This is a genomic window from Acinetobacter lwoffii, assembly GCF_024129595.1.
GTDB classification, from domain to species: domain Bacteria; phylum Pseudomonadota; class Gammaproteobacteria; order Pseudomonadales; family Moraxellaceae; genus Acinetobacter; species Acinetobacter lwoffii_O.
In genome coordinates this window covers 209,264-221,455 of sequence record NZ_JAMXXS010000002.1, presented here as the reverse complement: position 1 = coordinate 221,455, position 12,192 = coordinate 209,264, and the positions used below count along the sequence as shown (strand labels likewise).

General features: G+C 41.3%; 10 protein-coding genes and 2 tRNA genes. 5 read left to right on the top strand and 7 right to left on the bottom strand.

The genetic code is table 11. From position 1 onward, the window contains the following. Positions 1–88: 88 nt before the first annotated feature. The 6 genes from NI466_RS02520 to NI466_RS02495 form a co-directional block, all read right to left on the bottom strand. Entirely contained in the window at positions 89–787 is a 699-nt protein-coding gene (locus NI466_RS02520; protein WP_253172572.1) for a hypothetical protein, read from the bottom strand. Between the two features lie 13 nt (positions 788–800). Beyond that, on the bottom strand, positions 801–1,148 hold the full coding sequence (locus NI466_RS02515; protein WP_253172569.1) for a DUF2513 domain-containing protein: 348 nt from the start codon (positions 1,146–1,148) through the stop codon (positions 801–803). A 200-nt stretch (positions 1,149–1,348) separates the two neighbouring features. Beyond that, on the bottom strand, positions 1,349–1,723 hold the full coding sequence (locus NI466_RS02510; RefSeq protein ID WP_253172567.1) for a hypothetical protein: 375 nt from the start codon (positions 1,721–1,723) through the stop codon (positions 1,349–1,351). Between the two features lie 177 nt (positions 1,724–1,900). Continuing rightward, positions 1,901–1,990, bottom strand: a tRNA-Ser gene (locus NI466_RS02505). Between the two features lie 87 nt (positions 1,991–2,077). Next, the gene (locus NI466_RS02500) at positions 2,078–4,114 is read right to left on the bottom strand and encodes an NADPH-dependent 2,4-dienoyl-CoA reductase (protein WP_253172565.1); all 2,037 of its coding nucleotides are present in this window, start codon (positions 4,112–4,114) and stop codon (positions 2,078–2,080) included. Between the two features lie 139 nt (positions 4,115–4,253). Then, entirely contained in the window at positions 4,254–4,607 is a 354-nt protein-coding gene (locus NI466_RS02495; protein WP_044111519.1) for a hypothetical protein, read from the bottom strand. A 248-nt stretch (positions 4,608–4,855) separates the two neighbouring features. Here NI466_RS02495 and argG point away from each other — a divergent pair, with 248 nt between their 5' ends. Further along, on the top strand, positions 4,856–6,196 hold the full coding sequence (argG, locus tag NI466_RS02490) for an argininosuccinate synthase (RefSeq protein WP_004279561.1): 1,341 nt from the start codon (positions 4,856–4,858) through the stop codon (positions 6,194–6,196). A gap of 75 nt (positions 6,197–6,271) precedes the next feature. Here argG and NI466_RS02485 read toward each other — a convergent pair whose 3' ends face one another. After that, a complete protein-coding gene (locus tag NI466_RS02485) occupies positions 6,272–7,543 on the bottom strand; it encodes a GGDEF domain-containing protein (protein ID WP_253172563.1) in 1,272 nt (423 codons plus the stop codon). Positions 7,544–7,695: 152 nt separating this feature from the next. Between NI466_RS02485 and pyrC the strand changes: the two genes are divergently transcribed. From pyrC to NI466_RS02465, 4 genes are all read left to right on the top strand, one after another. Further along, positions 7,696–8,730 carry a dihydroorotase gene (gene pyrC / locus NI466_RS02480; RefSeq protein WP_004279558.1) on the top strand — a complete coding sequence of 345 codons (1,035 nt, stop codon included), beginning with the start codon at positions 7,696–7,698 and terminating at the stop codon, positions 8,728–8,730. Next, a complete protein-coding gene (gene rnt, locus NI466_RS02475; RefSeq protein ID WP_004279557.1) occupies positions 8,715–9,374 on the top strand; it encodes a ribonuclease T in 660 nt (219 codons plus the stop codon). Before pyrC ends, rnt begins: the two co-directional genes overlap by 16 nt. A 20-nt stretch (positions 9,375–9,394) precedes the next feature. After that, positions 9,395–9,470: transfer RNA gene (locus NI466_RS02470), tRNA-Glu, on the top strand. Between the two features lie 163 nt (positions 9,471–9,633). Next, positions 9,634–12,159, top strand: a complete 2,526-nt coding sequence (locus NI466_RS02465) for a TonB-dependent receptor plug domain-containing protein (RefSeq protein ID WP_253172561.1) — start codon at positions 9,634–9,636, stop codon at positions 12,157–12,159. The last annotated feature ends 33 nt before the right edge of the window (positions 12,160–12,192 follow it).

Genomic DNA, 12,192 nt, shown 5'->3' with positions numbered 1-12,192 from the left:
AGCGTTTGAATTCAGAATCTGAAAAACGATTTAATTTCTGATATCTCATGAAATTTATATTGAGGTGGTTTTTACTTTCGCAAGAGGTCTACTGTTTCGTTAATGAACTATTATCTGTTAATCCTATTACTCCTAACTGACCTGATTTTATTTCTTCACAACATGCTTTTATTTTAAGTATGCCATCCTCATAGTCTTCTTTTAATACAACTTTAAATAAAAAATTATTTTGTGTTTTAGGGCAATTTACAGCAAACATAAATTGATTTTCTAACAACCAATTAACCCCTTCATCATCACATACATGCTTAAATGCTGAAGAAAATGATTCTTGTATAGAGTATTCAATAATTTCTATAATGTTTTCTTTATTAATTGCTTTATAAACATTTGTGGGGGAATAAAGTGTATTATCATATTCAATATACCCAGGTCTATACACCGGGTTTTGTGAGATACAACAATGTCTAAGTAAAGACATACTTAATCCGCTAGATGTGTGACTATGTATAACTCTAATTTTACCTAAATGTTCACTAATTGAATTAATAACATGTTGCCCAATTAATGTACTACCTGATAATGCAAAAACACATTCAGCATTAAAACCTTCAAATGGTATGTAGTGAGAAAATGTGTATGGAACAAATAAAGGTACATGCAATTGAATAGGTATACCATAGACTTTTTTAAATCCTGATAATAAAGTCTTATTCTTATTAGTTATCGCGCTATCAGTGATAAAAAAGATTTCATTTTCATAATGCCCCGCAACTACAATCGTCATTCACTTTCTCTCATCAATTCCCAATAATCAAACTAATGGCTTTAGCACCAAGTACTTTCACTACATCAAAAGTTAGCTCTAATCCTTTATCTAAAGCAGTACTCTTAATCTTATCCCACACAGGTTTACTTCTTATTGTGTCTAACAACTCATGCCCTTGCCATGTTAAGCATTTCACATGCACATCTTGGTCGCTATCCAAATTACTCAATATATTTCCATCAGTAAAATTAGCATTTATTAAAAGCACAGTATTACCAATTACTATTTTTTGATTTTCAACATTATCTAGATATTCATCAAATCTATCTTCTTCAATAGCAATAAGAACCTGCCTAATAATTTCCCAATCTCTTTTCATCGCTAACCCTACTTTAGATTACTTTTAATCTTCTCTGCTAAATCTGCTTCAATTAAACCTTTTGACAAGCAAGTTAGCGTCACATCAAATGTTGTGCTTCCAACTTTATATTCACCTTGAATATTAGACCTCTTGCGAAAGTATCGTTTTACCTAATTTTCGAATTGGCTAAAACCTTATAAAATGTAGCTTTGGGCTGTTTAAATTTTGACTAACGCAAGAAGTCTATTACTTTTAATACTTAAAGAATTGTCATCAATAATAATATTCTGTGCTACTGTGGTTTTTGTTCGCTTATCTTTAAGGTAATCAATACCCATTACCTTGCCACAATCAGCATAACTTGGATCTATTCTATAGTCCTTAGGAGCTGTGGTTATCACACCTGCATCCAAGTCTGAACTTGTTATTTGGTATCCTTCTAATGCCAAAGCACGTTTAGAAGCTTTAAATATTTCTTCTTTAGTTGCCTCTACTCCCACCGAAACACTCTTACTCTCACCTACTGGTGGTTTATAAGCCATTGATAAAGTCGAAATGGAAAAAGTTAAGATACTAACAATTATTTTTTTCATATCATTGTCTTTAGTCTAAGAAATATACAAAGTAAATTACCACAGAGAAGAACTTCAATATACTGATTTAATGAAGGATATTTATTTTTAATTTTGTTTTTTGCTTACTACAGGCTTACGTTGCATAAACCCCAAAAACAACAAAGCCCCGATTATCGGGGCTAAGTCATTGATATTTGGCGGAAGCGGTGAGATTCGAACTCACGGAGGACTCACACCCTCGTCGGTTTTCAAGACCGGTGCATTAAACCGCTCTGCCACGCTTCCATGGGCGCAATAATACGGAGCTTTTGTCCGGCTGACAAGTGAAAATTACAGTGAATGCAATCAACTGCATATAGTTTCATCAAATCCTTACAGTTTTGCTGCTAATTCCGCTCCCTCACGAATGGCGCGCTTGGCATCGAGTTCAGCAGCCAGTTTTGCACCGCCAATAATATGATACTGCGCCAAGGTATTTTCCCCAGCACTCGGCATCAGGTCTTTTACCGATTCCTGACCTGCACATACCACAATGGTATCTACACGCAATAATTGAGCATGACCATCCACCTCAATCCATAAACCTTCATCCGTGACAGATTTATATTGCACGCCGCGCAACATCCGCACAGCATGTTTTTTTAACTGGGCACGATGTACCCAGCCTGAAGTCTTGCCCAGTCCTGCGCCAAGTGGTGTTTTTTTACGTTGTAATAAATAAATTTCCCGTACTGGTGGTTCGACTTCAGCACGCTGTAACCCGCCTTCAGTCACATAATCTGGTTGGGAATCAACACCCCATTCACGTTTCCACTCATCTACAGGCTGTGGCTGTACCTGATGCGGCGGCTTTAATAAAAACTCCGACACATCAAAACCAATACCACCCGCGCCGATGACCGCAACACGATCACCGACAGGCGCACCGCGTAGCACTTCTGCATAAGACAACACTTGTGGTGCCTGACTACCTTCGATATTCAAGGCACGCGGCACAACCCCTGTGGCCACAATCACCTCATCAAAACCTTCACGCTCCAACTGCTCGCGATTGACCCGGGTATTGAGACGCAGATCAACTCCGGTTTTTTCTAGCTGCACTTTAAAATAACGAATCGTTTCGTGAAATTCTTCTTTCCCCGGAATCACTTTAGCCAGATTGAACTGCCCGCCTACTTCATGACTGGCCTCAAACAAAGTGACATCATGCCCGCGACTGGCTGCGACAGTAGCCGCTGACAGACCTGCAACACCACCACCAATCACTGCAATACTTTTCGGTTTTTTGGTTTTGACATAGACCAGTTCGGTCTCATAAGCGGCACGCGGATTGACCAGACAGGTTGCGCGCTGGTTTTTAAAGGTATGATCCAAGCAAGCCTGATTACAGGCGATACAGGTATTGATTTCATCAACACGATTGGTTGCGGTTTTGTTGACCCAGAAAGCATCGGCCAAAAGTGGACGTGCCATCTGTACCATATCTGCCTGACCAGAGGCCAGAATCGCCTCGGCAGTGTCTGGCATATTGATCCGGTTAGAGGCAATCACCGGCACCGAAACATGTTTCTTAACTTCAGAAGTGTAATCGACAAAAGCAGCTCGAGGCACGGAAGTCACAATAGTTGGAATACGTGCTTCATGCCAGCCAATCCCGGTATTGAGCAAAGTAATTCCTGCCTTTTCCAAAGCTTTAGCTACGGTAATCACTTCCTGCATGGTATTGCCATCATGTACCAAATCGAGAAGTGACAAACGGAAACAGATAATAAATTTCTCACCAATTTCAGCGCGAATCGCTTTAACAATTTCTACGGCAAAACGCATCCGGTTTTCAATCGGGCCGCCCCAACGGTCAATACGCTGATTGACATGACGACTTAAAAACTGATTCAGCAAATAGCCTTCAGAACCCATGATTTCCACGCCATCATAGCCAGCCTTTTTGGCAATGCTGGCAGTTTTCACATAATCCTGAATGGTATTCAGAATCTGTTTATCTGACATTTCACGCGGCTTAAAAGGAGAAATCGGCGATTTGATCGGGCTGGCTGAAACCACGAAAGGCTGATAGCCATAGCGTCCGGCATGCAGAATTTGCAAAAGAATTTTGGCGCCATGCTTATGCACCGCATGCGTTACCAGACGATGCGGTGCAATGTCCCCCAAGGTATTCATGGTACCACCCGCCGGCAACAACCAGCCTTGACGGTTCGGCGATATTCCACCCGTAATCAGCAGACCTACGCCACCCTTGGCACGTTCGCCAAAATACGCTGCAAGTTTAGGATAATTATAGAAGCGGTCTTCCAGACCAGTATGCATCGACCCCATTACGACCCGGTTTTTAATGGTGGTAAAACCTAAATGCAGTGGTTTTAAAATGTTGGCATAGCGCGTCGTGGTCATAACAAATCCCTGATTATATTTGGCTGAGCAAGTCATTCCCTTACTTTAACTGATTTTCAGCGGCTTTTTATGACCCGGAGTTCAGCATTTTCAGGCACAAATATCAATCTTCGAAACAGTTCTTTCTATACATGACGAATTAGTTCTGCCATTGCCTTGCACTGGATTTCCATAATGCAATCGCACCCAATACTGTCCCAATCGGAAAACTGAACAGCATGAGGATTGCCATCACTCTGGATAAAGTCCGTCCTGAACCATTGCCCTGCTTCACCTTGATACTGGCCTGTATATTAAAAAACATCAGCAAGCCTAAAAGCAGCAGCACCACACCTAAACTCAGCATGGAAATACTGGATTGCTGATATTCAAGATATAAAAACAGCACTGTACTAAAACCAATCAGGCCGGCATAAATCCCATGTAACAGTGCCAGCGTTTCATTCTTAGCTTTAGGATTTAAATTAGGTAAAGGTGGGATGCGAGTCGCCATGCTTTTATTCCTGTTTTATCTGATTTTTAACTTTATTCGGCTGAATATAACCAATTTTCTTTGTTTTCAGCAGGATTCTGGTGAAAATCGTGCGATTTATGATTATTTAAGCCTATTGAATAGAGATTTTAAAACGAGTTTTTCTTTTCTAAAGCAAACCTAAATAAATTAATGATACAATTGATGCAATATGTATTTTTTCAGGCCACCAATTCTGGCGTGCCTATTTCATATCATTAGGATGAACAATGTCTGATAATGCAACTATCTTGCAGAATGTCCCAGTAGGTAAAAAAGTTGGTATTGCCTTCTCTGGTGGTCTAGATACTTCTGCTGCTCTTTTGTGGATGAAACAAAAAGGCGCTGAACCTTATGCTTACACAGCAAACTTGGGTCAGCCAGACGAAGACGATTACGATGCGATTCCAAAAAAAGCTGAAGCTTATGGCGCAGTAAAAGCACGTTTAATCGACTGCCGTTTACAGCTTGCATTAGAAGGTATTGCTGCAATTCAATGTGGTGCGTTCCATATTTCTACAGGTGGTATGCCTTATTTCAACACGACACCATTGGGTCGTGCAGTAACTGGCACCATGCTTGTAACTGCCATGAAAGAAGATGACGTTAACATCTGGGGTGACGGTTCGACTTATAAAGGCAATGACATTGAACGTTTCTACCGTTATGGCTTGTTGACCAATCCTGCGCTTAAAATTTACAAGCCTTGGTTAGACCAAACCTTCATTGACGAGCTGGGCGGCCGTGCAGAAATGTCACAGTTCCTGATCGACAATGGTTTTGACTATAAAATGTCAAAAGAAAAAGCTTATTCAACTGACTCAAACATGCTGGGTGCGACGCACGAAGCCAAAGATCTTGAATACCTGAATGCAGGCATCAAAATCGTTGAGCCAATCATGGGCGTTGCGTTCTGGAAAGATGACGTAGAAGTGAAAGCTGAAGAAGTATCGATTACTTTTGAAGAAGGCTTCCCGGTTGCGATTAACGGTCAACGCATTGAAGATCCAGTTGAATTTATTCTTGAAGCGAACCGCATCGGTGGCCGTCACGGTCTAGGTATGTCGGATCAAATCGAAAACCGTATCATCGAAGCGAAATCTCGCGGTATCTATGAAGCTCCGGGTATGGCGCTGCTTCACATTGCTTATGAGCGTCTGGTAACGGGTATTCATAACGAAGATACGATTGAACAATACCGCATTAACGGTTTACGTTTAGGTCGTTTGCTGTACCAAGGTCGCTGGTTCGATTCTCAAGCGCTTATGCTACGTGAAACTGCACAGCGTTGGGTCGCTAAAGCAGTTACTGGCACAGTAACAATCGAACTTCGTCGTGGTAATGATTACACCATTATGAACACTGAATCTCCTAACCTCACTTATGAAGCTGAGCGTTTAACTATGGAGAAAGGTGATTCTATGTTCTCGCCGATGGATCGTATCGGTCAGTTGACTATGCGTAACCTGGATATCACGGATACACGTGCGAAACTGGGCATCTATACAGAAACTGGTTTACTGGCAGTCGGTTCTGCATCTGCAGTGCCACAACTGAAAGACAAAAACTAAGTTTTGTCTTAAGCAAAAAACCGCGCCCTGAGCGCGGTTTTTTATTGATGATTGTTTTATTCATTTTAATAATCTCTAGCCATTTGCAATATCTGAATTGACTGATCGAATAGACTGATAATAAATCTGGTTGCGTCCAAGCTGTTTGGCACGATATAGCGCCTGATCCGCGATTCCCAACAATGCATCCTTATCAATATCTTCCTCACCACGATAGACGGTAATGCCTAAACTGATGGTGATATGTTTCGCAACCGAGGATTTTTCATGCGGGATTTCCAGACGGTCAATCGCCTTAAAAATATTTGAAGCCACTGCATAAGCACCATGTGCATCCGTTTCTGGCAAGAGCACTACAAACTCCTCCCCGCCATAACGTGCGACAAAGTCCATATGACGGATCGCATTCTTGATGGTTTTGGCAATCGTCGAAATGACATCATCACCTTTCTGATGTCCATAAAAATCGTTGTAATTTTTAAAGAAATCCACATCGATAAACAGAATCGCCAAAGCCGTCTCTTCACGGCGTGCACTTTCGAAATGCACTTGCAGCGTCTCATCAAAAGTCCGTCGATTGGAAATCTTAGTCAGCTCATCGTATTGACTCAAATGTAATAATTCGTTGGTATGAATACGCTGGATCTGCTCACTGATTCTGGCGCGAATGCTATAAAGAAAAATCACACGTTCACGGGCAAAAATCATATGGCTAATCACATAACCCAGCAAGCAACTCCCAATTAAAATCCGGCCAAAAACCATAGGATTAAATTCAACTGAAAGGCCAAACAACACAAGAATAGTAGTTGCCGCAGCGAGCAATCCGGTGACCAGCATCTGAATCGGTTTAATACCGGTCAGAATATAACCCAGGATATACACGATCGTGACTATCGCCATGGATTGATGCTGCAAGGCATCAGTTTTAATCAACATGGTAATGCATGAAATTGACACCTGTATCCAGAACACCAACAGCATCGAAGCCTGTGGAAAAAAGCGCTTGATCTTGGGTAAACAGGAGAACATATAAAAGATGATTAATGACACGCCGCCATTGAGCAGGCCCAGCATACACAGGACAAAATCATGTACGAAATATTCTTTGCTGATGCTCCAGTAATCTGTAGGAATCATTACCACTAAAAAAAGAAAATAGGCTAGTACTCCAGCCCACACATATTTTTCGACATGTTTGCGGGCGCGTTCCAGATTTTTGGTCCAGAATTCTTGTTCCAGATTTTGAGGGAAGACCGGGCCTACACGCTGGCTTTGCCGTGTAATCAGTTGTTCTATATCTTCTTTATCATCTTGCAATTTCGCTAGATTGTACTTGTATTCCATTGCCAAGTATTTATGTAATTTTTTTATTAATTTTAAAATAACATACTTTTTAAAATTAATTTATACATATCCCTTATTTTGTAGCGCTTTCTCGTTACCATTTTTACTATAGATGGATTATCATTTGTTTTATTTGTTCGACTGAATTTGCCTTGAATACGATTACGATTCTCCAGCCAGATGATTGGCACGTTCACCTGCGTGATGGTTTAGCACTTCAACGTACCGTTCCCGATTTAGCCAAGCAGTTTTCTCGCGCCATTTGCATGCCAAATCTGGTGCCACCCGTTAAAACTGTCGAAGAAGCCAATGCCTACCGTGAACGTATCATGGCACATGTGCCTGAAGGGGTAAATTTCGACCCGCGTATGGTGCTGTATTTCACTGACAACACCCCGGCAAGCGAAGTTAAAAAGATCAAAGAATCTGCGCATGTCAATGCCATCAAGCTCTATCCTGCGGGTGCGACCACCAACTCCGATAGTGGTGTGAGCGATATGAGCAAAGTCTACGGCGTAATTGAACAGCTTGAAGAACACCAAGTGCCTTTATTGCTACATGGTGAAGTGACGCATAATCATGTCGATATTTTTGACCGTGAAAAGCGTTTCCTGGATGAAGTGCTGGCTCCCTTACTCAGACAATTTCCCAAGCTGAAACTGGTGCTCGAACACATCACCACCAGCGAAGCAGCAAACTTTGTACTTGAGCAAGACCGTAATGTCGCTGCAACCATTACGCCGCAACATTTATTGTTTAACCGCAATGACATGCTGGTTGGTGGGATCAAGCCGCATTTCTACTGCTTGCCGATTTTAAAACGTCAAACGCATCAGCAAACTTTGCTGGAAGTCGCAACCAGCGGTAATCCTAAATTTTTCCTGGGAACAGATAGCGCGCCGCATTCAAAAAATGCAAAAGAAAATGCGTGTGGCTGTGCAGGATGTTATAGTGCGCCGACTGCCATTGAGCTGTATGCTCAGGCATTTGATCAGGTGGGTAAAATTGAACGCCTGGAAGGTTTTGCCAGCCATTTTGGTGCAGACTTCTATGGCCTGCCACGTAATACCAATACCATTACCCTGGTTAAAGAAGATCAAGTAATCCCTGAAAGTTTAGACTATCTGGATGGTGAACAGATTATCCCACTGTATGCTGGTAAAACCATTCAATGGAGAAAAGTGTGACAAATGAAACGCTCCCAATCATTGGTCAACGTTTTCGTGGATTCTTACCTGTAGTTGTCGATGTCGAGACTGCAGGTTTTAATGCGCAGACTGATGCATTGCTGGAAATTGCGGCCATTCCGATTGTTTATAATGAGGAGGGTCAATTTGTGCCGGGTCAAGCTTACCATGCACATATCAATCCTTTCGAAGGGGCAAACCTCGACCGACGTTCGCTGGAGTTTATTGGGATCGATCCTTCTAATCCAATGCGAATCGCCATGGCCGAAGATGAGAAAACTGCGCTTAAGCGTATTTTTAAATCTGTGAATGAAGTGCGTCGCCAGCAAAATTGTACCCATGCAGTTTTAGTCGGACACAATGCACATTTCGATTTAGGTTTTCTTCAGGCCGCGATTGCCCGTACCGGGACCAAAAACCAGAACCCGTTTCATAGTTTTTCTGTCTTCGATACAGTGACTTTAAGTGCGGTGATGTTTGGTCAGACTGTATTGGCGAAGTCCTGTATCCAAGCTGGAATCGAGTTTGATGGTAAAGAAGCCCATTCTGCATTATATGATACGCAGAAGACCGCTGAACTGTTTTGCTATATTTTAAACAAACTCGCACCTCACCTGCTTGACACTCTGGTGGCGGATCAATAAGATACCGCCATCTTCTAAACGTCCCTATCGTCTAGAGGCCTAGGACATCGCCCTTTCACGGCGGTAACCGGGGTTCGAATCCCCGTAGGGACGCCATCTATTTTTTCTCTTCTTTATATTTCTTTGATCAGCATCTTAAGCTGCTCAAGTCCTACACTTTTATCAATTAATTAATGAAAATAATTCTCATTACTATTGATTGCCTACTCTAAGTTAATGATAATCACTTCCATTATCTTTCGCAGATTTAACCCTTCTCATGCGTTTTGCTTATTCCCCACTTTCTATTGCGGTTCTAACAGCTTTATCAACATCTAGTTTTGCAGAAGAATCAAATTATCAAGAATCCATCCTCAAGGAAGCTACGGTTAAGTTCAGCACGATTATTATCGAAGCTCAACAAGCAAATGAAGTGGGAAAAACAGTTTATTCAAAAGAAGATTTAGAAAGTACGCCAAATAGCTCAAAGAACATTACCGATTTTTTAAAAGTGAATCCGAATGTGCAGTTTAGTCAGTCACAACTTGCAGCAGGTTCTCAAGGTGAAATTAAACCTGCCGAAATCTCAATTAATGGTGCACAAACCTTCCAAAACAATTTCATTGTGAATGGTGTTTCCAACAACCTACTTATTAATCCAGCAAATTCAAACATAAATACATTTCAAGATATTGGGACTGGCGCACAAGCTATGGCAGTGAACACTGACCTACTTTGTGAGCTTGAAGTATTAGATAGCAATGTGTCTGCCGCTTATGGTCAATTCACAGGTGGGGTTGTAAATGCTAAAACATGTGCACCGCAAACAGAGATAGGTAAAATTCACGGTTCTATCACTTACGATTACACTGAAATCGATTGGGCTCGCTACAACTCAATTTCACCTTTAGAAGAAAGTAAATTTGAAGAGCCCACAGATGACTACCAAAAGGAATATACCAAACAAGGTCTAAGCACCAATATTTATGGGAAGCTCTCGAATGATTGGAGCTTTAATGCTTATGCTTCTCAACGAGAGTCTATCATCCCAGTCAAAAGTGGTTTTGAAACACCTAAAACAATTGATCAAGAACGACATATCTCAAATCTTGGTGCAACATTATTTTATACACCAAACGCCTCAACCAAAGCGAAGTTTGGTTTCGATTATGGTTTGCTCGATAGCTTAAGTTATGTGGACAGCAATCGTGATTCAGGTAGTACTACTGAAACCGAAACACTTACTCTGTTCTCGGAACTTGAACATCGCTTCAACTTAGGTACTCTCGTACACAAACTTAATTTCCAAAACTCGGCGACACAACGTGTTGCTGACAATAACTACAGTATGCATTGGTACTACGCCAAAGGAAGTAAAGATTGGAATAATACCGATGTAGTTCGAGAGGGCGCCATCATGGGAGAAATCAAACAACTCCAAGACGTTCTCTCTTACGACCTACAAGCCAATATAGACCCATTTAAAGTTGGTCAATCCCAACACAACATGACTCTAGGTGCGGGTTATAGCCATGCTCATGTTGAGTGGAAACGAGCCGAGGATGTTTTACTCGCGACAAAGACTCATTTAAAAGAACTTGGCAAAGATACTTCTTGCCTCCTGAGTGACCCATATTGTGATGATAAACTAACGATAAATGGTTGGAATGGACAATATATCGCTGGTGGGACTCTGTACAAAGCTGGTGCTATCCAAGCTCAGCAAGATCGCCTAAATATATTTATTGAAGATAATATTCAGTGGAATGATCAATTTTCAACACGCTTTGGTGTTCGCGCTGATTATGACTCTTTAAGTAGTAATATCAATATTGCTCCTCGTAGCCGTCTCTCTTACAAACCCTTTAGTAATGATCAATTGCATTTATCCGCGGGATGGAATCGCTACTATGGTCAGCAAACTTTAGGTACAGAGCTGAATGAAATTCAAAATGATTTGCTCTACAAACTGTCACGTGAAAAACCACATGCGCCTTGGGTAGCAACACAAACTGCACTATCCAGCGGTGCGCGTAGTTCAGCGCTCAATACCCCTTTCAGTGACGAGACTGCTTTAGGCCTGAATACACAAATCCAGAATTGGGATCTAGGGTTAAAATGGGTCAATCGTAAATATCAGGATGAAATATCAAAAACTAAAGTTACTCCTTTAGATGGATCAAAATTCTTCTACGAATATAACAATGATGGAAGTGGCAAAGCTGACATCTACACCTTAACACTTAAAAATCGTCAACCGATCGCACTGGGGGATAGCCAACATTTATTTTCCTTGGGATTTGACTACAGTGAAGTCTTCCGCAGTTATGTAGATTACACTTCAGCCTATGATCAAGCCACTCAAGATGAATGGGTCTCTTATGATGATCAAATTATCCGTTGGTCAGACCGCCCTGCCCCAAACTTTAACCAACCATGGATCGCACGAGTAAACTGGGATATTGTATTCGGTACACTGCCTGTACGTATTTCAAACTTCTTTAGCTATAAAGACAGTTACGATGATATGGTTGCAGTCTCCGATAAAAATGACAAAGTCGAGTATGAAAGTGAACTGCTTGACACCTATTTAGCCTCTGAAATTAAACCAAAATTTACATGGGATATGCGCACCACCTATGATTGGGAAATTTCAAAAGATTTAAGGGCAATTTTTGGTTTAATCATTAACAACGTCACCAACCGCGTGAATACCTATACAACAGGCTCGACCTCAAATGATAGACCACGTGTAATGACTGAAATCGGCCGCCAATTTATTGCAGATGTTACTTTTAAATTCTAGAGCCTGAATAGGTACATGCTGCTGCTCTTTTTA

Bases quoted from the DNA above. Each gene is read 5' to 3' on its own strand.
- NI466_RS02520 (WP_253172572.1), bottom strand. From the start codon at position 787: ATGACGATTGTAGTTGCGGGGCATTATGAAAATGAAATCTTTTTTATC.
- NI466_RS02515 (WP_253172569.1), bottom strand. From the start codon at position 1,148: ATGAAAAGAGATTGGGAAATTATTAGGCAGGTTCTTATTGCTATTGAA.
- NI466_RS02510 (WP_253172567.1), bottom strand. From the start codon at position 1,723: ATGAAAAAAATAATTGTTAGTATCTTAACTTTTTCCATTTCGACTTTA.
- NI466_RS02500 (WP_253172565.1), bottom strand. From the start codon at position 4,114: ATGACCACGACGCGCTATGCCAACATTTTAAAACCACTGCATTTAGGT.
- NI466_RS02495 (WP_044111519.1), bottom strand. From the start codon at position 4,607: ATGGCGACTCGCATCCCACCTTTACCTAATTTAAATCCTAAAGCTAAG.
- argG (WP_004279561.1), top strand. From the start codon at position 4,856: ATGTCTGATAATGCAACTATCTTGCAGAATGTCCCAGTAGGTAAAAAA.
- NI466_RS02485 (WP_253172563.1), bottom strand. From the start codon at position 7,543: ATGGAATACAAGTACAATCTAGCGAAATTGCAAGATGATAAAGAAGAT.
- rnt (WP_004279557.1), top strand. From the start codon at position 8,715: ATGGAGAAAAGTGTGACAAATGAAACGCTCCCAATCATTGGTCAACGT.
- NI466_RS02465 (WP_253172561.1), top strand. From the start codon at position 9,634: ATGCGTTTTGCTTATTCCCCACTTTCTATTGCGGTTCTAACAGCTTTA.